General features: G+C 53.0%; 24 protein-coding genes. 12 read left to right on the top strand and 12 right to left on the bottom strand.

Annotated features, from left to right (window positions below; translation table 11 throughout):
* Positions 1-11 precede the first annotated feature (11 nt).
* Positions 12-134 carry a hypothetical protein gene (locus ACERJC_RS02330; protein WP_373670923.1) on the bottom strand — a complete coding sequence of 41 codons (123 nt, stop codon included), beginning with the start codon at positions 132-134 and terminating at the stop codon, positions 12-14.
* 62 nt (positions 135-196) lie between these two features.
* Here ACERJC_RS02330 and ACERJC_RS02335 point away from each other — a divergent pair, with 62 nt between their 5' ends.
* Complete coding sequence (locus tag ACERJC_RS02335; protein WP_152405424.1) at positions 197-1,090, top strand: PocR ligand-binding domain-containing protein; 894 nt, start codon at positions 197-199, stop codon at positions 1,088-1,090.
* On the opposite strand, the gene cobA is transcribed toward ACERJC_RS02335, so the two are convergent.
* On the bottom strand, positions 1,069-1,848 hold the full coding sequence (cobA, locus tag ACERJC_RS02340) for a uroporphyrinogen-III C-methyltransferase (protein ID WP_373670924.1): 780 nt from the start codon (positions 1,846-1,848) through the stop codon (positions 1,069-1,071). The genes ACERJC_RS02335 and cobA overlap by 22 nt on opposite strands.
* 405 nt (positions 1,849-2,253) lie before the next feature.
* Here cobA and ACERJC_RS02345 point away from each other — a divergent pair, with 405 nt between their 5' ends.
* Positions 2,254-3,162: a LysR family transcriptional regulator gene (locus ACERJC_RS02345; protein WP_152405422.1), complete on the top strand. Its 909-nt coding sequence runs from the start codon at positions 2,254-2,256 to the stop codon at positions 3,160-3,162.
* Between the two features lie 61 nt (positions 3,163-3,223).
* Here the strand turns inward: ACERJC_RS02345 and cobO are convergent, their stop codons facing one another.
* From cobO to glmS, 10 genes are all read right to left on the bottom strand, one after another.
* Positions 3,224-3,826 (bottom strand): cob(I)yrinic acid a,c-diamide adenosyltransferase, encoded by a 603-nt coding sequence (gene cobO, locus ACERJC_RS02350; protein ID WP_152405421.1) that lies wholly within the window; start codon positions 3,824-3,826, stop codon positions 3,224-3,226.
* Positions 3,827-3,835: 9 nt separating this feature from the next.
* On the bottom strand, positions 3,836-5,488 hold the full coding sequence (locus tag ACERJC_RS02355; protein WP_373670925.1) for a class I fumarate hydratase: 1,653 nt from the start codon (positions 5,486-5,488) through the stop codon (positions 3,836-3,838).
* A gap of 113 nt (positions 5,489-5,601) precedes the next feature.
* Positions 5,602-6,603, bottom strand: a complete 1,002-nt coding sequence (gene glsA, locus ACERJC_RS02360) for a glutaminase A (protein ID WP_373670926.1) — start codon at positions 6,601-6,603, stop codon at positions 5,602-5,604.
* A 126-nt stretch (positions 6,604-6,729) separates the two neighbouring features.
* A complete protein-coding gene (locus ACERJC_RS02365) occupies positions 6,730-8,037 on the bottom strand; it encodes a dicarboxylate/amino acid:cation symporter (protein WP_373670927.1) in 1,308 nt (435 codons plus the stop codon).
* A gap of 170 nt (positions 8,038-8,207) precedes the next feature.
* Positions 8,208-8,525, bottom strand: a complete 318-nt coding sequence (locus ACERJC_RS02370) for a DUF4387 domain-containing protein (RefSeq protein WP_042320615.1) — start codon at positions 8,523-8,525, stop codon at positions 8,208-8,210.
* The gene (locus ACERJC_RS02375) at positions 8,522-9,892 is read right to left on the bottom strand and encodes an acyclic terpene utilization AtuA family protein (protein WP_046477579.1); all 1,371 of its coding nucleotides are present in this window, start codon (positions 9,890-9,892) and stop codon (positions 8,522-8,524) included. Before ACERJC_RS02375 ends, ACERJC_RS02370 begins: the two co-directional genes overlap by 4 nt.
* 3 nt (positions 9,893-9,895) lie before the next feature.
* Positions 9,896-11,137, bottom strand: a complete 1,242-nt coding sequence (locus tag ACERJC_RS02380) for a methylaspartate ammonia-lyase (RefSeq protein ID WP_046477582.1) — start codon at positions 11,135-11,137, stop codon at positions 9,896-9,898.
* Entirely contained in the window at positions 11,137-12,582 is a 1,446-nt protein-coding gene (locus ACERJC_RS02385; RefSeq protein ID WP_046477584.1) for a methylaspartate mutase subunit E, read from the bottom strand. Before ACERJC_RS02385 ends, ACERJC_RS02380 begins: the two co-directional genes overlap by 1 nt.
* An 18-nt stretch (positions 12,583-12,600) precedes the next feature.
* Entirely contained in the window at positions 12,601-13,989 is a 1,389-nt protein-coding gene (gene glmL / locus ACERJC_RS02390; RefSeq protein WP_152405417.1) for a methylaspartate mutase accessory protein GlmL, read from the bottom strand.
* Entirely contained in the window at positions 13,989-14,438 is a 450-nt protein-coding gene (gene glmS / locus ACERJC_RS02395) for a methylaspartate mutase subunit S (RefSeq protein ID WP_152405416.1), read from the bottom strand. Before glmS ends, glmL begins: the two co-directional genes overlap by 1 nt.
* A 1,282-nt stretch (positions 14,439-15,720) precedes the next feature.
* On the opposite strand from glmS, the gene cydA reads away from it, so the two are divergent.
* The 10 genes from cydA (at position 15,721) to pal (ending at position 23,793) form a co-directional block, all read left to right on the top strand.
* Complete coding sequence (cydA, locus tag ACERJC_RS02400; RefSeq protein WP_152406371.1) at positions 15,721-17,289, top strand: cytochrome ubiquinol oxidase subunit I; 1,569 nt, start codon at positions 15,721-15,723, stop codon at positions 17,287-17,289.
* 15 nt (positions 17,290-17,304) lie between these two features.
* Entirely contained in the window at positions 17,305-18,444 is a 1,140-nt protein-coding gene (gene cydB, locus ACERJC_RS02405) for a cytochrome d ubiquinol oxidase subunit II (RefSeq protein ID WP_152405415.1), read from the top strand.
* Between the two features lie 15 nt (positions 18,445-18,459).
* The gene (gene cydX, locus ACERJC_RS02410) at positions 18,460-18,573 is read left to right on the top strand and encodes a cytochrome bd-I oxidase subunit CydX (protein WP_042320599.1); all 114 of its coding nucleotides are present in this window, start codon (positions 18,460-18,462) and stop codon (positions 18,571-18,573) included.
* Complete coding sequence (gene ybgE, locus ACERJC_RS02415) at positions 18,573-18,866, top strand: cyd operon protein YbgE (protein WP_178826188.1); 294 nt, start codon at positions 18,573-18,575, stop codon at positions 18,864-18,866. Before cydX ends, ybgE begins: the two co-directional genes overlap by 1 nt.
* Positions 18,867-19,073: 207 nt before the next feature.
* A complete protein-coding gene (gene ybgC, locus ACERJC_RS02420) occupies positions 19,074-19,478 on the top strand; it encodes a tol-pal system-associated acyl-CoA thioesterase (RefSeq protein ID WP_152405413.1) in 405 nt (134 codons plus the stop codon).
* Positions 19,475-20,167, top strand: coding sequence for a Tol-Pal system protein TolQ (gene tolQ / locus ACERJC_RS02425; RefSeq protein ID WP_178823566.1), 693 nt, complete (start codon positions 19,475-19,477; stop codon positions 20,165-20,167). The genes ybgC and tolQ overlap by 4 nt, the downstream gene beginning before the upstream one ends.
* A gap of 3 nt (positions 20,168-20,170) precedes the next feature.
* Positions 20,171-20,599 (top strand): colicin uptake protein TolR, encoded by a 429-nt coding sequence (gene tolR, locus ACERJC_RS02430; RefSeq protein WP_046477596.1) that lies wholly within the window; start codon positions 20,171-20,173, stop codon positions 20,597-20,599.
* 62 nt (positions 20,600-20,661) lie between these two features.
* Positions 20,662-21,816 (top strand): cell envelope integrity protein TolA, encoded by a 1,155-nt coding sequence (tolA, locus tag ACERJC_RS02435; protein ID WP_373670928.1) that lies wholly within the window; start codon positions 20,662-20,664, stop codon positions 21,814-21,816.
* 131 nt (positions 21,817-21,947) lie between these two features.
* A complete protein-coding gene (tolB, locus tag ACERJC_RS02440) occupies positions 21,948-23,240 on the top strand; it encodes a Tol-Pal system beta propeller repeat protein TolB (RefSeq protein WP_152406370.1) in 1,293 nt (430 codons plus the stop codon).
* Between the two features lie 34 nt (positions 23,241-23,274).
* A complete protein-coding gene (gene pal / locus ACERJC_RS02445) occupies positions 23,275-23,793 on the top strand; it encodes a peptidoglycan-associated lipoprotein Pal (RefSeq protein ID WP_006685431.1) in 519 nt (172 codons plus the stop codon).
* The last annotated feature ends 1 nt before the right edge of the window (position 23,794 follow it).

Below are 23,794 nucleotides of genomic sequence, written 5' to 3' on the forward strand. Positions count from 1 at the left end.
GTGAAGATTCGTTAATCTTTGGGAAATGTTGTCACAACAGCTGCGGGACAGGTTTCGAGGAGACGGGACGCCGCTCTTGCAATTTGATCATAATCACCTGAATAAATGAGATTATTTTTTGCGGTCAGGGTCATTCTTTCCCCTGAATAAATTTTGCATATTAGCAACGTTATCCAGACCACGGGCGGAGCGTAACGTGCCTCAGCATATTCAGGACGATGTCTTACACAGTTTTTACTCACTGGCCGAGGTGTTTTCTAAGGCGACAGGGCTTGCCGCCGTGGTGGTGGACATTAATGGTCGGGAAATTTCCGCCTGTCATAATTTTAATTCTTTCTGTTCATTACTGCGCACCGATCCGCGATATCAAAAAAGTTGTCAGAAATGTGATAAATATTGTGCTTTTGAAGGACTGAAAGAAGAAAAAATCAGAATACTCTGCTGTCATGCAGGGTTGAGTTTTTTCTCGATGCCATTAATTCGTCAAGGGCATCTGCTGGGATTTATTATTTGTGGTCAGGTGCGCGCAAAGTATCCAGAATATAAAACGATTGTCATTGATGACGATCGGCAATGGGTTTTTGATCCCAAAATTAAATCAGCCTGGAATCAGGTTGCCATTGTTGAAAATAATCATCTGGTGGCGGCGGCAAACCTGCTTAGTTTTATTATTAATAATATCAATCCAGTCCAGAGTTCAACGCTGAGCAATGCCGATGTCCAGTTGAGCGACCTGCGGTTGTCGGCAATGGAGCTTTCGCGTCACGAAAAGAAACTGGTCGCCGCACTGCGTTATATCGATGAACACTTATACGAGGAACTGACGCTGGAGTCGGTGGCGGCACATGTCTGTTTAAGCGCCAATTACTTTAGCCGCTTCTTTAAGAAACGGCAGGGAGTGAATTTTAAAACCTGGGTGAGTCAGAAAAAAATGCAGCGGGCGAGCGAGTTACTGTGCGATCCGACGAACTCTATCGACAGTATCGCCCGGAAACTCCAGTATGCGCAGACCAGCTACTTTTGTCGGGTATTCCGGGCGGCTCACCAGACTTCTCCGCAGTCATTCCGTCATGAACAGCTCTCGCTGTAGACGCGTTCCATCACCTCTGGAATAAAAGAGAGTCGGTCGCTCAGACGGACAACATCGCCGACCACAATCAGCGCCGGCGGCACGATATTCGCTTCCTGCGCTCTGGTGAGCAATGTGCCGAGCGTACAGGTTAAGCGCCGCTGATTTTCCCGGGTGGCCGACATGACAATGGCGGCGGGCGTGTCTGGTGATTTGCCTCCCATCAATAGCTCTTCACAGATAAACGGCAGATTCGCTATCCCCATAACGATCACCAGCGTGCCGTTGAGCTTCGCAAGCTGCCGCCAGTCCTGCTGCTGATTGCCTTCGCGGGTATGTCCCGTCACGACATGAAAACCCGACGCCAGGTCGCGGTGGGTGACCGGGATCCCGGCGCAGGCCAGCCCGCCAATGGCGGAACTGATGCCCGGCACCACTTCGAAGGCAATACCTTCCTCGACCAGACACTCCACCTCTTCGGCACCACGACCAAACACGTAAGGATCGCCGCCTTTCAGACGGACAATGTTCCGATGCGTCCGCGCATGCTGGATAAGCAGGGCATTGATCTCCTCCTGAGGAACGCAATGATAGCCCGGACTTTTGCCGACATTGATACAGGTACAGTTCACTGAGCACCCGTCGAGTATTTTAGGGTTGACCAACCGATCGTAAATAATGACATCAGCCTGTTGAATGCACTGCAGGGCTTTGAGGGTCAGTAAGGTGATATCACCAGGACCTGCGCCAACCAGCCAGACTTTTCCGGAATTTTTCATATGTCGTCCTTAATTATTGTCGGGAAAAACGGTAAAAAGAGTAAAAACGGATGGAAAAACGCCATCGTTTGCTTATCGTTAAGTGAACTGAATTCTCCTGAAATAATAAGTAAATAATATTGATTAACCCCGCAAAGTTTTTTCTCCGATAAACAAGTTATCTTGAAAAATTATTAAGAACTTATTGGCGCTATTTGTCGCAAAATAACCTTAATTAAATTGTGTTTATGGCCAGTCTTGCGTATTATTGGTTATTATTTGTTCGCCTTCTGTGTGAATAAACCATGGAGTGGATCAATGACATCCAGGTAGGAAATAAAATATAACTCTCAGGCCAATCGGGAGTCGGTTGCATTTATTTTTTATAATTTAAACTATTTTTGTACGCGGCATATGGAAGACGTTATGAGAGGAAAGATACCAAAGACTGAATTACTGGTGACGTTTGAAGTAGTGGCACGTCATGAAAGTTATACGCGTGCGGCGGAGGAGTTAGCATTAACGCAAAGTGCCGTATTTCGCCAGGTGAATGCACTTGAGGATTTTCTGCATACTGCATTATTTAGTCATGCCAAAAAGCGGATTTTTTTAAACGCGGCCGGGAAGCATTATTTGAGCATTGTTAAGGAAACGCTGAATAAACTTGAGCGTGATACCAACACCATTATGACCTGGCAGCCCACGGTGGAGGTCATTGAACTGGCGGTCAATCCGACGTTCAGTACCCACTGGCTGATCCCCAATCTGCGCGAATTCAATAAACGTAACCCCGATATTATCGTCAATATTCACTCACTGGCGAACATCGGTGATTTTCTCAACCGTGAATATGATGCGGCCATTATGCGAGAGGACTTCTGTTCGCCGTGGTCAGAAGTGGAGTATCTGTTCGAAGAGGAAATTCTACCGGTCTGTAGCGGCAGTCTGCTGTCGCAGCCCAACCAGAAACTGGCGGTCGAAGAGCTGCTCAATGAGTTTCCGTTGCTGCATCAAAGTACACGAATTAACGGCTGGCAGGAGTGGTTCGCCCTGTCGGATGTCAGTAGTCCACTGGCCAACAAAGGCCCGCGTTTTGATCTGCTGTCGATGCTGATCGCGGCGGTGCGGTCTAATCTGGGGGTCGCGCTGCTCCCGCGCTTTGCTATCCAGCACGATCTGGATAACGGTGACATGGTGATCCCCTGTGATGTGCCTATGCGTACAGGTAATCGCTTCATCATGACCTGGCGGGAAGAAAAAGCGGAATCCCGTCATTTACAGGTCTTCCGCGAGTGGTTGTTGCAAAAATCGGTGGTGTCACCCCTGGAACGCTGATGCCGGTTGGCAGGCGAACGATAGGCCGGATAAGCGCGTGCGCTATCCGGCAACTACGTGACTACCAGTCAATTCCCGCCTGTGCCTGAATACCGTTGTCAAACGCATGCTTCACGGGGCGCAGCTCGCTCACGGTATCGGCAAGCTCCAGTAACTGCGCATGGCAACCTCGTCCAGTGACAATCACACTCTGCTGGGCCGGACGTTCCCGGATGGCGGCAATCACCTCTTCGGTATCAAGATAGTGATACGCCAGCATGTAAGTGAGTTCGTCCAGTACCACCAGATCGTAATGCGCGTCGGCCAGCATACGCTTGCTCTCTGTCCAGACGGCAAGCGCCGCCGCGATATCTGACTCGCGGTTTTGCGTTTCCCAGGTAAACCCGGTGCCCATAATGTGAAACTCAACGCCCAGCGGATGCAGGGTGTTGTATTCGCCATTATCCCACTGGCCTTTGATAAACTGCGCGACGCCAACGGTTTTGCCGTGTCCCACCGCACGCGTGGCGGTGCCAAAGGCGGCCGTGGATTTCCCTTTTCCATTACCGGTGAAAACGATCACAATCCCTTTTTGTTCCGTGGCGGCAGCCACGCGGATATCAACCTGTTCTTTCAGCTTTTGCTGGCGCTGACGATGACGGTCGCTATTGGCTCGCGCTTGCATAAACGCTCCTTAATGTCCTGCCGGGCAGGATGCACAACGGTGCTGTTGTTCAAACTGGCTGAAGAAGTTGTTGCCTTTGTCGTCCACCAGCACGAAGGCAGGCAGGTTTTCAACTTCCATCATCCAGACCGCTTCCATTCCCAGTTCGGGATATTCGAGACAGCGCAGACTTTTCACATATTGCTGCGCCAGCAAGGCGGCGGCACCGCCGATACTGCCGAGGTTGAATCCGCCGTGTTTATGACAGGCCTCGGTCACCTGCGGACTGCGGTTGCCTTTTGACAGCATGACCAGGCTGCCGCCAGCGGCCTGGAAGGCATCGACATAGCCGTCCATGCGCCCGCCGGTGGTTGGCCCGAGCGAGCCGCAAGCCATCTGGTCGGGTGTTTTAGCCGGGCCCGCGTAGTAGACAATGTGATCTTTCATATACGCCGGCATCGCTTCGCCGTTGTCCAGACGCTCTTTGAGTTTGGCGTGCACGATATCGCGGGCGACGACAATCGGGCCGTTTAGCGAAAGTCGTGTGCCGACAGGCAGGGCGGATAAATCATGCAGGATCTCGCGCAGCGGACGGTTCAGATCCAGATTTACGCTCTGCGCGCTGTTCTCGACGCGGCTGGATTCAGGGATAAATTTGCCTGGATTATGCTCGAGTTTTTCCAGCCAGATCCCGTGCTTGTTGATCTTCGCTTTGATATTGCGATCGGCGGAGCAGGAGAGAGCCATCGCGATCGGACAAGAGCCGCCGTGGCGCGGCAGACGAATCACGCGAATGTCATGGGCGAAGTATTTCCCGCCAAACTGTGCGCCGATGCCAAATTCACGACTGGCGTTAAGCAGCGTGGACTCCAGCGCCGTGTCACGAAACGCCTGGCCCAGTTCATTACCGCTGGTGGGGAGGTTGTCGTAATACTTGGTTGAGGCCAGTTTGGCGACCTTGAGCGCCTGGTCAGCGGAGAGACCACCGACCACAAAGGCAATGTGGTACGGCGGGCAGGCGGCCGTGCCCAGTGATTTCATCTTCTCGATCAGAAATGCGGTGAGTTTTTCCGGTTGCAGGATAGATTTCGTCTCCTGGAACAGTGCCGCTTTGTTAGCCGAGCCGCCGCCTTTATTGACGAACAGGAAGCGGTATTCGTTACCCGGCGTGGCGCTGATGTCTATCTGCGCGGGCAGGTTAGTACCGGTGTTGACCTCGTTGTACATATCCAGCGGGGCGTTTTGCGAATAGCGCAGATTATTCTCTTTAAAGGTGGCATAAATCCCTTTGCTGAGCGCTTCAGCATCATCGCCGCCGGTCCATATTTGTTGACCTTTGCTGGCGACAACCGTCGCCGTGCCCGTGTCCTGGCAGTTCGGCAGCACGCCTTTCGCCGACACTTCCGCATTACGTAACAGCTGTAGGGCGACGTATTTGTCGTTACTGCTGGCCTGCGGATCGTGCAGGATGCTGGCTATTTGCTTTAAATGTCCGGTGCGCAGGAAGAACGATGCTTCATAGAATGCCTGTTGAGCCAGCAACGTTAATGCTTCCGGCGCCACTTTGATGACCTCTTCGCCATCTAATTCAGTCACCGTAACATGCTGATTGCTCAGTAATTCGTATTCCGTACTCTCTTTGCTTTGTACAAAGAGTTCTTGCCAGACAAAGGGTTTAGACATGTTACTTCTCACGTTAAGGTTGATATCGCCGGAGGGCGGCGTCGCGCCGTATCCGACCAACAAAAATGCCTGATTCGTAGGCCGGATGCGCATGAGCGCTCGCCGGCATCTGCTTAATGCGCCATAAAGAGATTGGCCTGCGTTGCATGGGCAACATATTCAATGGTCTGCTGGGCGCGCACGCTGTTCCCGGCGCTATCCAGCGGCGGTGAGTAAACGGCGATGGCATATTGCCCCGGAACCACTGCGACCATCCCGCCACCGACGCCGCTTTTCGCCGGAATACCGACGGTATACAGCCATTTGCCGCTACCGTCGTAGAGGCCGGCGATGGCCATTTCTGCCAGCACCTGCGGCACATAGCGTTCATTCAGCAACTGTTTGCCGTTGAACGGCGATTTGCCCTTATTGGCCAGCACAGCCCCCATTTTGGCGAGCTGCTCAACGGTGATATCCACTGAACACTGGCGGGTGTAGATCTCCACAGCATCCTGCGTATTGCCGTAGAAGCTGTTGTACGATGCCATCAGTTGCGCCAGCGCCTGGTTATGCTGATTGGTCTCCATTTCCGATCTGAACACCGGTTCATTAACCGTGAGCGTGGCGTCGGCCCAGGCGTTCAGGTTGGCGAGGATTTTGTTCCAGCGGTCGGTTTTGTCTTTAGCATCAATCAGGCTGACGGTACTCATGGCGCCGGCATTGACCAGCGGATTCTCCGGCGCGCCCTTCGTGAGTTCGACGGCGAGGCCGGAATTAAAGGGCAGGCCGGTGGCGTTCGCACCGAGTTTATCCAGCACTTCCTGCGGCCCGCGTTGTTCCATTGCCAGCGCGAGGGTGAAGACTTTGCTCAGCGACTCCATCGGGAACGCTTTATTGATGTCTCCAGCCTGGTAAATTTTGCCGTCAACGGTAGCGAGGGTAATGGCGAAGTTGTTGGGGCTGTATGCGGCAAGGGCAGGGATGTAGTCGGCGACGTTGCCGTCGTGGTTACTTTTGTATTTCTGGTGTGCCTGTTCGATCAATGCGGCGTAGTCCGGCACCGTTTGCGCCAGCGTGGCGGCGCTAAAAAACAGGCTGGCGGTTAACATGCTCGCGCCGAAGAATTTTACGTTCATGGTGCAACCTTGTTGGTGTGATTGGCATGTTGCCGGATGGCGGCGCAAGCCCCTTATCCGGCCTACAGGTTAATACTCAATGTGTAGGCCGGATAAGCAATAGCGCCACCCGGCAACCTTATATCATCAGGACATCACCACTTCTGACGGTTCAGTTGCTGGACGCTCCTGTTCTGGCGTTTTGACCGGCGCAGTGCCCCGGCAGCCTGAACCGAAGTGTTCACCTTCCCAACGACCGACAATGGCGGCACCCATGGCGTTACTCATGACGTTGGTCGCAGAACGGCCCATGTCGAGGAACGGATCGACGCCCATCAGCAGGATCAGACCCGCTTCCGGAATGTTGAACTGGTTGAGGGTCGCGGCAATGACCACCATCGAGGCACGCGGTACGCCCGCCATGCCCTTGGAGGTCAACATCAGGATCAGCAGCATGGTGATCTGCTCGCCCATGCTCAGTTCAATGTTGCACGCTTGCGCGATAAAGACGGTGGCAAACGAGCAGTAGGCCATTGAACCCACCAGGTTAAAGGAGTAACCGATAGGCAGCACAAAGCTGGCAATCTTGGATGAGACGCCGAATTTCTCCAGTTTATTCAGGGTGCCAGGGAATGCGGCTTCAGAACTGGAGGTGGTAAACGCCAGCAGTGCCGGTTCGAGGATCGCTTTCGTCAGACGACTGATGCACGGACCGACAATCACCGTTGACAGGCCGATCAGGATCGCCCACAGCATGCCCAGCGTCAGGTAGAACTCACCCATGAAGATCCCGGCGCTCACCATCACGCCCAGTCCGCGTTCAGCGATCAGCCCGGAGATAGCGGCGAACACCGTCAGCGGGGCGAACAGCATGACGTAACCTGTCAGCTTCAGCATAACGTGAACCAGCGAGTCGAGTACTTTCACGATCGGCTCGGCTTTTTCGCCAATGGCGGCCAGGCTGCAACCGAGGAAAATCGAGAACACCACGATTTGCAGGATTTCGTTACGCGCCATCGCATCCACGATGCTGGTCGGCACGGCGTGAGAGATAAACACTTTCAGCGTGAACGGTTCTGACTGCACGCCAGCCACTGCCGCAGCGTCATGGGCGACAAAGTTAATGCCCGCACCCGGCTGGAACAGATTGACGATGACCAGACCCAGCGCAATCGACAACAGCGAGGCGCAGATAAACAGGAAAAAGGTTTTTGAGAATATACGGCCCAGCGTTTTGGCATCGCCCATTTTCGCGATACCAACGACCAGGGTTGAAATAACCAACGGCGCGATAATCATTTTTACCATACGTAAGAAGATAGTGGTAAAAATAGAAATATCCTGCGCGTATGATTTTGCTGTATCTGCCGATGCCATATTATTAATAGCCACCCCGGCAATCATGCCGAGTATCAGGCCTAATATGATCATTTTTGTTAGACTTATTTTCTTCATGTTTACTCCATCGGATCAAGGCTAGTCTGTAAAATAATGTAGGGCGGCGTGCGCCTGAGCGCGGACAGCAGCTCAGATGCACGCCTGTTATGACCAACCGCATGAATTATCTGGAATACAGTGATACAGCGAAATCCTGTACGCCAATGGACGTTGTTGTATTTTTTTAATTACAGGTCGAACTCAATACTTAATAACGGCGCATGCTGCTGCGCGCCATAAACATCATTGTCACCGACGTTGCCGGAAATAATATCGCGAGGCATCACGATTTTTACGGCATTCGCAGGGTCAAACCAGACGATGCGATGAATAAAATCAGGTTCAACGTTATATAAGCGGGCAATTAACTGCGGAGTTAATTGCTCAGAACGTTTTACCCGCTGATAGTCTTCGCGCGTTTTAAATAAAATATCTAACACCAGTTCATACGGTCCGGCGTTTTTGGAACGAATCACCTGCGCCAGGGTGCAAATAGCGTGTTTCATGCCTGAACTCCTTCTGGCGTCACCTGTTCGATATGGAAGTCAAAACGCAGGGCGTCGCTGGCTTCGATCAGGTGATAGATTGAGAACTCATACACCGGCCCGCTTTGAATATCGGATGGCGAGAACGGGAAGGCGAGGTTGCCTGCCGTGGCGATCCGGTTTTCGTAGCCGTAGTGCAGCAGGGTAGAGCGCACCAGCGAACAGACGCTGTTGGCGATATCCTGCGTTGGCGCGACCACGTCCAGTAAAATGCCCAGTTCGTGCCCGGCAGTCTGCATCGGTTCATGATTACCCATCACGCCGTTCTTACCGTACAGGTGGAACGTCATGCGGATGCTGTCATCATTCAGTGAGAGGTTGCGGGCAACGCTTGCCTGAACTTCTTCGAGAATGGTGTCGATGCCAGCAATCATGATCGGATCGCGGGTACCGGCAATGGTCAGGCAGCGGAAGCCCACCTGGCGCGCGCCTTCCAGTTTCAGCGCATACGGCGTTTCTTCATGACGGGAACCGCTGACGTACACTTCGCCATCGTTTACCGCCGTGAAGCTGCACCCTTTCAGGTTCAGTACGCCGCCAGGGCCTGGCAGGAAGTACGGATCGGACTTCTCATACAGAGTGTGCGCCGCCGCCGACGTTTCGGTGAACTTGCGCTTTGGATTGAACGTCTTCAGCGTAAAGCCGTTGTCGTCGATAATCCCCATCGCGCAGTCGGAACCGGAACCTGGGGTCGCGGCAATGGCCGCACATTCCAGGATCTTGCCGCAGTGCAGCGCCAGACCTTCATCAAAGCCCTGCATAATTGGCAGTGCCGCGAAGCAGGCCGGATCGTAAGCCCGTCCGCCCAGCACCACCTGCGCCCCCGCTTCCAGCGCACGCTGGAACGGCTCGATCCCCATCTGCGCCACGATATAGGTGCTCTCTTCGATAGCCTCGTGGGTCAGTGCCGGAACAAAGTCCAGCGCGGTGATTTTGCCGTTATCCAGCGCCTGATGAACCACCTCTTTATTCACATCCGATGGGATCAGGGCCATTGAAAAGGACAGTTTTTCTTCCTGTGCAATCTCAAGGATAATCTGCCGACACCACTCAAGGTGCGGTGCAGCACCGGATCCCCCGGCGGTGCCGATCACCACCGGAATGTTGTTCTTAACGCCCGCCGTGATCATATAACGCAGATCGCGTTTCACCCCGGCCCTGTCGGTAAACGGTTTACCCGCCCCCAGATAGTGGGGGCCAGGATCGGAGGAGCCTGCGTCAACCGCGATCAGATCCGGTGACTCTTCCATGGCTTTACGAAAGCTCTCTTCCGGGAAGCCATAACCCAGGATAGCCGTCGGCGATAAGATCTTAAATGTGCGTGCCATCTCTTAATCCTTAGTCTGCAACAGCGCGATGGTGCGGTTCATTTCGTTAAACACGATATTGAGACCTTCATCGAAGCCCATACCAGGCTTTATCAGCATACGCATCGGACGTGCGGCGAGAGCCACATGTACGCAGGTACGGGCGCTGATTTCGGTTTCGTTACAGGTACCGCCCTGGTAGGCTTCCATCCCGTGTTTGTTGCAGTACAGCACCGCGTCAACGATGTTGTGAATGCCGCCGAGATCCGGGGTTTTGATCTGCACCATGTGGCAGCTGCCGGCATCGGTGAAGTCCACGATGTCCTGATAGGTGTTACACCATTCGTCCGCAACAATTTTCACGCCGGAACCCAGACGGGTCAGCTCTTTGGTGATGGCCGTCAGCATGCGGATCTGATCCGGCTTGTTGCCTGCATCGACCGGGCCTTCAATGTACAGCGGCAGACCCTGTGCTTCTTTTTCCAGACTGGCGATGTACTCGGCGCAGCGGACCGGGTCCATATCGAAGATCAGACCGATGGTGCCGTACACGTCGATATGCAGCGTCGGATGGTAGCGCGGGCTGCTGCGCAGGCTGAGAATACGGTCGGACAACCAGCGTACGTACTCACGCAGTTTTTCACCTTTGAAACCGAGCTTTTCTTCAACGTTGTTGATCAGCGCGTGCGGCAGTACATCAACGCCTTTGAGGATCATTTTGTCGACGGCGATATAGCGGTCATCGCCACTCTGACCAAATAAAGGAATCGCTTCCGGTACGCAGGGCAATTGCCATTCGTCGCACACGACTTCCGTTTTCAGGCGACCCGAAGCCAGCGCGGTAGCGTCAAGCAGTGCCTGTGACAGACCGTAACGAACGGCGGTATGCAGTAAATTACCGTCGATGCGCAGTTTGTCGAAGAAACGGGCGTTCGGCAGGAACGCATCCACGTCGCGGCCTTCAAGCAGCGGTTTAATGTGATCGTTGAGGAACGGAATAAAGTGTTCAGCCAGGAACAGCGGATCGCGACCACCCGCACCGGAGTACTGCACCGCGGCGCAATCACCCACCGCCACCGCGCCGTTTTCCAGAATCAGCTGTACGGAAACGCACTCACCGGCCTGACGCACAGAGGTAAAGCCTGGGGTGACCGGATCGCCGGTATAAATAAACCCGTCATGACCTGCGCCATTTTTGATCGCCTGCTGGTCATCAAAATAGAATGAGGAGTAGCCAGCGGTGAAAAGCGCCTGTTTAATTTTCATTATGGTCTTCCTATTAATTGACTGTGGGATACAGCGTTGATGTCATCAACAACCATCTGGAATGAGGGTTTACGTCCTTCGTATTGCGCACGCTCGGCCACATAGTCGTGGTGCAGGGCGAGAATGTCTTTTGGTAGTGGAACCGAGCCGGCTTCCAGAATACGGATAGCGCCGGAGTTATCGCGAACCGGCAGGATTTTCCCGGCGTTGCAGGATGCCGGAGCGAAAGGCACATCCAGAACGCCAGCTTCAAAGGCCAGCACCGTCCCGCGCGCAACGTCGCCGTTGCCCAGCTCAAACACTTTCTTCAGAACCGCGCGAACTTCGCTCTTAATCAGATCCACTTCCTGTTCTACTGCCGCGCACGGCGGGAATTTCTGGTCGCTGACCATATTGAGCATCTGACGCGATGCGCGCAGTCCCTGGGCGTTAGCCGCGGCCGTCGGGATACCGAAGGCTTCGTGCGGGCTCTTGGTGATCACTTTGGTGGCACCGGACATGCCGGCGACCGCTGCACCCCAGGAGATAATGGCGAATGCTTTGGATTCGTCTTCCGGGAAGCCGCCCATCCACTGGTGGAAGACGGTGCTCAGTTCGTAATCATTGAAACCGTAATTCTGGAAATACTCGTGGGACAGTTCGCGCAGTGACTGGATCGCAGCAATATCCTGCGTCAGGCTGCCCACCTGGCCGTAGCCGACGGTGATGGATTTCACGCCTTGTTCCAGCGCCAGCAGACCTTCGATAATCGCCACAGCATGAGACATGAACGGTGGGATCAGCGTGCCGGTCAGCGGGCCGAACGGTTCGCGGTTAATGCGAATGCCGTGTTCTTCATACAGCCCCATCAGACGGTCACAGTACTGCCAGTCGCGAATGGATTTTTCCAGCGTGACGCGCTTGGCGTAAGGAATGTTGTAGGAGATACCGCCGCCCTCGTAGCTGGTGAAGCCGCTGGCCATGGCAATCTCTGCCAGTAGACGCGCATCCGGCGTACCGTGACGTACCTGAATGGGTTTCTCCAGCGATTCGGTCATTCGGCGACAGGCCGCCACGCCGTGGTTAACCACCGGCAACCCGTTGAGCTTCGACGTCCCGGCTTCAATGGATTTCTGGATCCCAATGGCGGCTTCTTCATAACGATTCAGACGGGTGTAGGCATCGATAGTGCTGGGCAGCAGGTCACACTCTGCCTGCAGGGTTTTCAGCAGTTCAATATGCTCATCCATCAGCGCCACGCCGGCGCGCGGCTGGCTCAGGGTTTTCCCTTCCTGGTCAGCCTTCAGCAAGGCATGAGAGAAACGTTTTTTCTCAGGAATGGTCTGCTGGTACTTCACGCCATCTTCAAAATGTTCGACGTCTTTGCCGGTATGCCACGTCTGCAACACCTGATGCCGCTCAGTCATAAATTCGTCATGGGTTAATTTCTTATTTCGAAGTTCCATTCGTCGCTGCCTTAGGTTTTATAGGGTTAAACAGTGAATGCTGGTGCGCGCAGCGGCCTGGGGATCCAGTCTGGCAACGTTTGCCAGCAGCGGGAGCAGACCTTTTGCATCGCGGTAGTACTCAAACTGAGTGGGTAAAAGAATGCGTCTGCCGTCGTCGTCCAGTTCGCGATATTTGAGCCAGTGATGGATATCAAACTGACTGGCGCGGGAGAGCCAGCCGCCCGAGCCGACCACTTTGCGCACGGTGGTCAGGTCGCGTCCCATCTGTAAATCGACGTTGCCAACGCAGGTACAGACCTGCTTTTTGGTGCCAGCGTGACGCTCGGCGGCGTAACCAACACACAGTCCGGCTAACAGAGAATCAAAGTATTTCTCTTCCTCGCTCTGCGGCAGATAATCGGGATGTGCTACCAGATGGCGCAGGTAGCCATAAAAGGCCTCCTGGCGCGCCGGCTGCTGAGCGAATACCACCTTCACCAGTTCATGGGTGCTTTCGCCTACCACCACAGCGGAGACGCGCATGCCGAGATCGCCTTCCACTGTGCGCTTAACGAACGGCTCCGGGACGCCGTGCAGTACGGTGTCGGGCGAGAGGGTATTGGCGCTGGCGGAATAGACGTCGGTGGTCGCGCCGCCCATGTCGATGAGCATGAACTCTTTCCACGCGCTGTCGACTTCACTGATGGCTTTGACCAGTTCGTACACCGTCCAGGGCGTCGGCATGGGCTCTTCGCCGGTTTCACCGACAATCACATCCAGTCCTTTGCCTTTCACGATGCGGGACAGGAATACATCACAAATCGCCTTGCGGGCGGCGAAGGGATTCGGGTGATCGAGGTCGGGCAGAATGTTGTCTACCGTGATCAGATCTTTGTGTCCCAGAATCGCCTGGACATCGTCCTGAATGTCGCGGTTTCCAGCGTAGATAATGGCGCAGTCGAGACTGGACTCTGCGAGCGCATGCGCGTTGGCCAGACCGTAGCTCTCTTCACCGCCATCGGTTCCGCCGGTAAACAACAGAATGTCCGGCGGCGTGGCTTCCAGCGCCTTAATGTCATGGCGATTCAGCTTATACGAGTAGTACTGGGCGATTTTGGCCCCGGCGGAATGCGCCGTGACTTTTGCCGATTCCAGAGTGATCGACGGCACCAGTCCCATTGCGGCGACGGCAAGGCCGCCTTTTGCCGATGAGGAGTATTTCAGTGTCACTTCACCGCGGTTGAGCAGTGGGCGCGCATCGGCAACGTTCAGCACCTGGTTCAGGCTGGCGAAAAAACCGTCCGCCAGATGATGGGTCGTCGTCGGAGTCAGAACGTGGTTAACCAGTGTTAACGCATCCCCCTCCTTTGCGAAGAGGGCAGCTTTGGTCCACGTCGAGCCGATATCGACAGAGACGGTTTGCATCAGATAGCCTCTTCCAGACAACGCTGTTCGATACCGTGGCGCTTGTTGATATCCATTGCCATCAACTGACAAACATCTTCGAGATCGTGGCTTGGCGCGAAGACGCGCTGGAAGCCCATCTCTTTAAATTTGGCTTCGACGTCTGCGAAATCATGCTTTCCGACCACCAGGTTGCCGCCGACGTAAAGCAGGATATCGCCAATGCCGCGTTCGATGCAGCGCTCGCGCAGCCCCAGGCAGTCAATGTCGCCATGGCCATAAATAGAGGAGACGACAATGGCATCGGCGCCGGTTTCGATCGCGGCATCGATATATTCATCCTGGCTCACCATTACGCCCAGATTGATTACGCGAAAATCATGGGCAGTAAAAACGCGGTCCAGAACTTTATTGCCTACTGCATGGCAGTCAGCACCAATGACGCCAATAACGAGTGTTGATTTTTTCATGGGTAATCCTCTCCAGGACTCAGGGTAAGAAATAAAATGTTTTTGAATGTTTTAATAGGGACGGAGTGTCGTGGGGAGGCGCGATGGATGCAATTGATCTATTTTCAAAATATCTTTCGAAAAATGACTGTTCTATGAAGTAAAATTAAAACCCCTTTATTTTCATATGGTTGTGATTGTAATTTCAACGCATTAATATTTTAATAAAAAGCTATCTATTAAACGGAGTTTCATGTTTGTGATCTGAATCCTGTTTATTTGTCTGTTAGTGAAAGGCGTCTTTAAATAATTTCAGAAGAAGAAGTGTGAGATAGATAACGGAATTAACTGAACCCTTAATATAGACATAAAAATAACTGTTAATGAAAAGATAATAATTTGTTCCGAGTGCGTTTGTATTATTCAATTAAGCTGTACACCATTCCAGGCAACACCGTGTCACATTCTGGTCATTTCTTGTTGTTTCAGGTGAGTCAGTTCCGCAAACGTATCATGTCGGATTGACGGGGCGCTGAACCTGGCTAAATGAGAGTTCATGCCAGGGGAGGAGAACGATTCTTCGTCAACCTGCTGGACGGGCAGTAGCATGCCTGGCGGAATAATCAGCAAACAGATCGGCGCTGCTCACAGCGTCATTTTATTGTTAACGGAATAATAACAATGTGGTGTTAATTCATTTTTCTGTAAAAGTAAAATAATTGTGAATAACAACGTGCAGATTCTTCGTCTCTGGAAAATAACTGAAAATTGACTACGCTAAATTGAGCGGGTCAGGGCCACGGAAAATGCCGTTACCGCGTTAATTAAAGCACTGTCTTTTTATATAGACATTTTCACTTAGTAACCATCCCCACCCGCAAAGACACATGTTAGCAACATGTTTTTCACTACGATCACTCAATTTAAACACGATTAACAAAAAGCACTGTTTTTGATTTAAATCAATGTTTAAACGTTGGTAAAAGCGTGTGAAACACGTTAAATTGTCGCCGATCAAATTGGTGGAAAGGTGATAAATTCGCTATAAATTGATCACTGTCGAAAAATGCAAATCTTCCTCAATAAAAACCTGTTTATTGTAAGGATTTTGCGGCGTAATATAATTGCGGGATCAATTTGAGTTTTTTATTAACATGTTTGTAACCTTTCGCACTTTCTGTTTCCTTCTTCAGGAAAACGGTTAACGGTGAGAGTGTGCAGATAAATTTGTATTGGGGCATGCGTGTGACCCTTTCTAACGGGGTCACTCTCGGAGTCTTCATGCGATGAGCAAGGAGTCATGATGTTAGATATAGTCGAACTGTCGCGCTTACAGTTTGCCTTGACCGCGATGTACCACTTCCTTTTTGTGCCACTGACGCTCGGTATGGCGTTTTTGCTGGCCATTATGGAAACGGTCTACGTCCTTTCCGGCAAACAGATTTATAAAGATATGACTAAGTTCTGGGGCAAGTTGTTTGGTATCAACTTCGCTCTGGGTGTGGCAACCGGGCTGACCATGGAGTTCCAGTTCGGGACAAACTGGTCTTACTATTCCCACTACGTTGGGGATATCTTCGGTGCGCCGCTGGCGATCGAAGGTCTGATGGCCTTCTTCCTCGAATCCACCTTTGTAGGTCTGTTCTTCTTCGGCTGGGATCGTCTGGGCAAAGTTCAGCACATGGCGGTCACCTGGCTGGTCGCTTTAGGTTCTAACCTGTCAGCGTTGTGGATCCTGGTCGCCAACGGCTGGATGCAGAACCCTATCGCATCGGATTTCAACTTCGAAACCATGCGTATGGAGATGGTGAGCTTCTCTGAACTGGTCCTTAACCCGGTCGCTCAGGTGAAATTTGTGCACACCGTGGCGTCTGGCTATGTGACTGGTGCGATGTTCGTGCTCGGTATCAGCGCGTACTACCTGCTGAAAGGCCGCGACATTGCTTTTGCAAAACGCTCTTTCGCTATTGCTGCCAGTTTCGGTATGGCTGCCGTACTGTCTGTTATTGTTCTGGGTGATGAATCCGGTTACGAAATGGGCGACGTGCAGAAAACCAAACTCGCGGCAATTGAAGCAGAGTGGGAGACTCAGCCTGCTCCGGCTGCCTTTACTCTGTTCGGTATTCCGGACCAGGAGTCGCAAGAAAACAAACTGGCGATTCAGATCCCTTACGCACTGGGCATTATTGCCACGCGTTCTGTTGATACGCCGGTTATCGGTTTGAAAGACCTGATGGTGCAGCATGAAGCGCGTATCCGTAGCGGGATGAAAGCGTATGAGCTGCTGGAGCAACTGCGTGCCGGTTCGACCGACCAGGCGGTTCGCGATCAGTTCAACAACATGAAGAAAGACCTCGGTTATGGTCTGCTGCTGAAACGCTATACCCCGAACGTCTCTGATGCGACTGAAGCTCAGATTCAGCAGGCGACGAAGGATTCGATTCCACGCGTTGCGCCGCTGTATTTCGCATTCCGTATCATGGTGGCATGTGGCTTCCTGCTGCTGGCGATCATTGCGCTCTCCTTCTGGAGCGTGATTCGTAACCGCATCGGTGAGAAAAAATGGCTGCTGCGCGCCGCGCTGTACGGTATTCCACTGCCGTGGATTGCTGTAGAAGCCGGCTGGTTTGTCGCCGAGTATGGCCGTCAGCCGTGGGCGATCGGTGAAGTGTTGCCAACCGCAGTGGCGAACTCGTCGCTGACCGTCGGTGACCTGCTGTTCTCCATGATCCTGATTTGTGGCCTGTATACCCTGTTCCTGGTGGCTGAACTGTTCCTGATGTTCAAGTTCGCACGCCTTGGCCCAAGCAGCCTGAAAACCGGTCGCTATCACTTTGAGCAGTCCACCGCGACTACTCAGCCGGCACGCTAAGACAGGAGTCGTCAAATGATCGATTATGAAGTACTACGTTTTATCTGGTGGCTGCTGGTTGGCATTCTGCTGATTGGTTTTGCGGTCACCGATGGCTTCGACATGGGGGTGGGCATGCTCACCCGTTTCCTCGGTCGTAACGACACCGAGCGTCGAATTATGATTAACTCCATCGCCCCGCACTGGGACGGAAACCAGGTGTGGCTTATCACCGCGGGCGGCGCGCTGTTTGCTGCCTGGCCGATGGTCTATGCCGCGGCGTTCTCCGGATTCTATGTGGCGATGATCCTCGTGCTGGCGTCCTTGTTCTTCCGTCCGGTCGGTTTTGATTACCGCTCCAAGATTGAAGACACTCGCTGGCGTAACATGTGGGACTGGGGCATCTTCGTGGGGAGTTTTGTGCCGCCGCTGGTGATCGGCGTGGCATTTGGCAACCTGTTGCAGGGCGTACCGTTCCATATCGATGAGTATCTGCGTCTTTACTACACCGGTAACTTCTTCCAACTGCTGAACCCGTTTGGGTTGCTGGCAGGCGTAGTGAGCGTAGGAATGATCATTACTCAGGGCGCGACCTATCTGCAGATGCGTACCGTGGGTGAACTGCACCTGCGTGCCCGTGCGACATCGCAGATTGCAGCGCTGGTCACTCTGGTCTGCTTCGCGCTGGCGGGTGTCTGGGTGATGTACGGTATCGACGGTTACGTGGTGACCTCTGCGGTTGATCATCATGCGGCATCTAACCCGCTGACCAAAGAAGTCGCGCGTGAAGCGGGTGCCTGGATGGTCAACTTTAACAATGCACCGATCCTGTGGCTGGTTCCGGCACTGGGTGTGGCGCTGCCGCTGCTGACCATTCTGACTTCCCGTATGGAGAAAGGGGCATGGGCATTCCTGTTCTCTTCTCTGACGCTGGCCTGCATCATTCTGACTGCCGGTATCGCGATGTTCCCGTTCGTGATGCCTTCAAGCACCATGATGAACGCGAGCCTGACCATGTGGGATGCGACCTCCAGTCAGTTGACGCTGAATGTGATGACCTGGGTTGCTGCGGTGTTTGTACCGATCATTCTCATCTACACCACCTGGTGTTACTGGAAAATGTTCGGCCGCATCACCAAAGAACATATTGAAAGCAACACCCACTCTCTGTACTAAGTAAGGAGCAAAACTATGTGGTATTTCGCCTGGATTCTGGGAACGCTTCTTGCCTGTGCATTTGGGATCATCACCGCGCTGGCCCTTGAGCACGTCGAGGCAAGCAAAGACGGTCAAGAAGAACACTGATGACCAGCCTTATCGCGATGCAATATAACGCGATGGACAAGCGCCCGTTACGGGCGCTTTCTTTGCTGATGGCGTTAGTGTTAGCAGGATGTATGTTTTGGGATCCCTCCCGCTTCGCGGCTAAAACCAGCGGGCTGGAGATCTGGCATGGTCTGCTGCTGATGTGGGCGGTCTGTGCGGGCATCATTCATGGCGTGGGTTTTCGTCCTCGAGCCGCACACTGGCAGGGGATTTTCTCGCCTCTTATCGCCGATATCGTGCTTATTGTCGGTCTGATTTTCTTCTTCTTTTGAATAAGAAACATCCTTAATGATCTATGGGCTTGCATAAGCCCATAAATTTTTACTCTCCCTTAACCTCTTCCCATTCCCAAGCCTCAATCGCGCGCGTATAGTAGCAACGTTTAAAAGCACTAACTTGAGGTTGTGGCCTGCCATTGTGCTCAGCGCCATCCGTGAACAATGGCAGGCCACAACTTAATTGCATTACCGGGATGTAAAGTGAATACAACGCTGTTTCGATGGCCGGTACGTGTCTACTACGAAGACACCGACGCCGGTGGTGTGGTTTATCACGCCAGTTACGTCGCTTTTTATGAAAGAGCACGCACAGAGATGCTGCGTCATCATCACTTCAGCCAGCAGGTACTGTTGGCTGAGCGAGTTGCTTTCGTGGTGCGTAAAATGACGCTGGAATATTATGCGCCTGCGCGACTCGACGATATGCTCGAAATCCAAACAGAAATTACGTCAATGCGTGGGACCGCTTTGGTTTTCACGCAACGCATTGTCAACGCAGAGAACACCGTGCTCAATGAAGCTGAGGTTCTGATTGTTTGCGTTGACCCACTCAAAATGAAGCCTCGTGCGCTTCCCAAGTCTATTGTCGCGGAGTTTAAGCAGTGACTGACATGAATATCCTTGATTTGTTCCTGAAGGCAAGCCTTCTGGTTAAACTTATCATGTTGATTTTGATTGGTTTTTCAATCGCATCCTGGGCCATTATTATCCAGCGGACCCGTATTCTTAACGCTGCAGCGCGTGAAGCCGAAGCGTTTGAAGACAAATTCTGGTCCGGTATCGAACTGTCTCGTCTGTATCAGGAAAGCCAGGGACGCCGTGATAATCTGTCGGGTTCGGAACAAATCTTCTATAGCGGGTTCAAAGAGTTTGCGCGACTGCATCGGGCAAACAGCCATGCGCCGGAAGCGGTGGTTGAAGGTGCATCTCGTGCGATGCGGATCTCAATGAACCGTGAACTTGAAACACTGGAAACGCATATTCCGTTCCTCGGCACCGTGGGGTCTATCAGCCCGTATATCGGTCTGTTCGGTACCGTGTGGGGGATCATGCATGCGTTTATCGCTCTCGGGGCGGTAAAACAGGCGACGTTACAGATGGTTGCACCGGGTATCGCAGAAGCACTGATCGCGACCGCTATCGGTCTGTTCGCCGCAATCCCGGCGGTCATGGCTTACAACCGCCTGAATCAGCGTGTTAACAAGCTGGAACTGAATTACGACAACTTTATGGAAGAGTTCACCGCGATTCTGCACCGTCAGGCGTTTACCAGCACCGAGAGTAACAAGGGGTAAACCATGGCCAGATCGCGTGGACGAGGTCGTCGCGAACTCAAGTCCGAAATCAACATCGTACCGTTGCTCGACGTCCTGCTGGTGCTTCTGCTGATCTTCATGGCGACAGCGCCGATTATTACGCAGAGCGTGGAAGTTGATCTGCCGGATGCGACCGAGTCGCAGGCTGTGAGCAGTAACGACAATCCGCCGGTTATTATTGAAGTTTCCGGAGTGGGGCAGTACAGCGTGGTGGTTGAGAAAGATCGTATGGATCAACTGCCGCCGGAACAGGTGATCGCCGAAGCGAAAAGCCGCCTGGAGTCCAATCCGAAAACGGTCTTCTTGATCGGAGGCGCGAAAGACGTGCCTTACGATGAAATAATTAAAGCGCTGAACTTGTTGCACAGTGCGGGTGTGAAGTCGGTTGGCTTAATGACGCAGCCTATCTGATCATTTGCGTCTCTGGTTTGAAAGAGAGCGTGTAACAGGCGAACAGTTTTTGGGAACCGAGAGTGTCAAAGGCAACCGAACAAAACGACAAGCTCAAACGGGCGATAATTATTTCAGCGGTACTGCATGTCATTCTATTTGCAGTCCTGATCTGGAGTTCGTTCGATGAGCATATAGAGGCTTCAGCCGGCGGCGGCGGTGGTTCCTCCATCGATGCCGTGATGGTTGATCCTGGCGCCGTGGTTCAGCAGTACGAACGTCAGCAGCAGCAACAGTCAAGTGCGCAGCGTGCCAAAGAGCAACGTGAAAAACTGGAGCAGCAGCAGGCGGAAGAGCTTCGTGAGAAGCAGGCTGCCGAACAGGAACGGCTTAAGCAGATTGAGAAAGAACGTTTAGCGGCTCAGGAACAGCAGAAGCAGGCTGAAGCTGACGCGAAGAAAGCGCAGGAACAGCAGAAACAGGCAGAAGAAGCGGCGCAGAAAGCCGCAGCGGATGCCAAAGCGAAAGCTGACGCGCAGGTGAAAGAAGCTGCCGAAGCCGCGAAGAAAGCGGCGGCGGATGCACAGAAGAAAGCGGAAGCAGAAGCGGCTAAGGCTGTCGCCGACGCGAAGAAGAAAGCCGAGGCAGAGGCCGCTAAGCAGGCTCAGGCGGACGCTGCGAAGAAAGCAGCAGCAGAAAAAGCCGCAGCGGCCAAAGCAGCAGCAGCCGAAAAAGCCGCCGCTGATAAAAAAGCTGCAGCCGAGAAAGCCGCTGCCGATAAGAAAGCAGCAGCAGAAAAAGCCGCAGCGGCCAAAAAGGCAGCGGCGGAAAAAGCGGCTGCGGCATCTGGCGTTGACGATCTGCTTGGCGATCTCAGCTCCGGTAAGAATGCGCCGAAAACCGGCGGTGGAGCAAAAGGGAACAACGCTTCTCCTGCGGGGAGTGGTAATACTAAAAATAATGGCGCATCAGGCGCAGATATCAGCAACTATGCCGGGCAGATTAAATCTGCCATTGAGAGTAAGTTCTACGACGCATCGTCTTATGCAGGTAAAACCTGTACGCTGCGGATAAAACTGGCTTCTGACGGTATGCTGCTCGATATCCAGTCTGAAGGTGGCGATCCCGCGCTTTGTCAGGCAGCGCTTGCTGCAGCCCGACAAGCGAAGATTCCAAAACCACCGAGCCAGGCGGTATATGAAGTGTTTAAAAACGCACCTCTGGACTTTAAACCGTAAGCTAAACTTTCCCCGTCACGGCGGGGAAAACAGTCTGCGGTAGTCGCTGGGTTCTGGTAGTTTTGTGTATTTGAGTTTGTTAACATTCTGCTAAATTATCGTGGGCTGATCGCCTGGATAAGGGAGATATGATGAAGCAGGCATTACGAGTAGCATTTGGTTTTCTAATGCTGTGGGCAGCGGTGCTGCACGCAGAAGTTCGTATCGAGATAACCCAGGGGGTGGACTCGGCGCGCCCGATTGGCGTTGTGCCATTCCAGTGGGCAGGGCCGGGTGCTGCACCTGAAGATATTGGTGGTATCGTTGGCGCAGACCTGCGCAACAGCGGTAAATTCAATCCGTTAGACCGGTCTCGTTTGCCACAGCAACCAGGGACTGCGCAGGAAGTACAACCTGCTGCCTGGTCTGCACTGGGGATTGATGCGGTTGTGGTCGGTCAGGTGACGCCGAATCCGGACGGTTCCTACAATGTCGCGTATCAACTGGTGGATACCGGTGGCGCACCAGGTACGGTATTGGCTCAGAACTCCTACAAAGTGAACAAGCAGTGGCTGCGTTATGCCGGCCATACTGCCAGTGACGAAGTGTTTGAGAAACTGACCGGCATTAAAGGCGCATTCCGTACCCGTATCGCGTATGTTGTCCAGACTAACGGCGGCCAGTTCCCGTATGAACTGCGCGTGTCTGACTATGATGGCTACAACCAGTTTGTGGTTCACCGTTCACCGCAGCCGTTGATGTCTCCGGCCTGGTCTCCGGACGGTTCAAAACTGGCGTATGTCACCTTCGAAAGTGGCCGTTCTGCGCTGGTTATCCAGACGCTGTCTAACGGGGCGGTGCGTCAGGTTGCGTCATTCCCGCGTCACAACGGTGCGCCGGCGTTTTCTCCGGATGGCAGCAAACTGGCGTTTGCCCTGTCTAAAACCGGGAGCCTGAACCTGTATGTGATGGATATCGGCTCTGGTCAGATCCGTCAGGTGACGGATGGTCGCAGCAACAATACGGAGCCGACTTGGTTCCCGGACAGCCAGAACCTGGCCTTTACGTCGGATCAGGCGGGTCGTCCGCAAGTGTATAAAGTTAATGTTAACGGCGGTGCTCCGCAGCGTATTACCTGGGAAGGTTCACAAAACCAGGATGCTGATGTCAGCAGCGACGGCAAATTTATGGTAATGGTAAGCTCAAATAGTGGGCAACAACACATTGCCAAACAAGATCTGGTAGCGGGTGGCGTACAAGTTCTGTCGTCAACGTTCCTGGACGAAACGCCAAGTCTGGCACCTAACGGCACTATGGTAATCTACAGCTCTTCTCAGGGGATGGGATCCGTGCTGAATTTGGTTTCTACAGATGGGCGTTTCAAAGCGCGTCTTCCGGCAACTGATGGACAGGTTAAATTCCCTGCCTGGTCGCCGTATCTGTGATAATAAATAATTGATTAATAAAGGAATCATTGAAATGCAACTGAACAAAGTGCTGAAAGGGCTGATGATTGCTCTGCCTGTTATGGCTATTGCGGCATGTTCTTCTAACAAGAACGCCAGCAATGACGGCAGCGAAGGCATGCTGGGTGCCGGCACTGGTATGGATGCAAACGGCAGCGGCAACATGTCCTCCGAAGAGCAAGCGCGTCTGCAGATGCAACAACTGCAGCAGAACAACATCGTTTACTTCGATCTGGACAAGTACGATATCCGTTCTGACTTCGCTGCAATGCTGGATGCACACGCTAACTTCCTGCGTAGCAACCCGTCTTACAAAGTCACCGTAGAAGGTCACGCGGACGAACGTGGTACTCCTGAGTACAACATCTCCCTGGGTGAACGTCGTGCGAACGCTGTTAAGATGTACCTGCAGGGTAAAGGCGTTTCTGCTGACCAGATCTCCATCGTTTCTTACGGTAAAGAAAAACCTGCAGTACTGGGTCACGACGAAGCGGCTTACTCCAAAAACCGTCGTGCCGTACTGGTTTACTAAG

It is taken from the genome of Citrobacter telavivensis (genome assembly GCF_041807075.1).
GTDB lineage: Bacteria > Pseudomonadota > Gammaproteobacteria > Enterobacterales > Enterobacteriaceae > Citrobacter_A > Citrobacter_A telavivensis.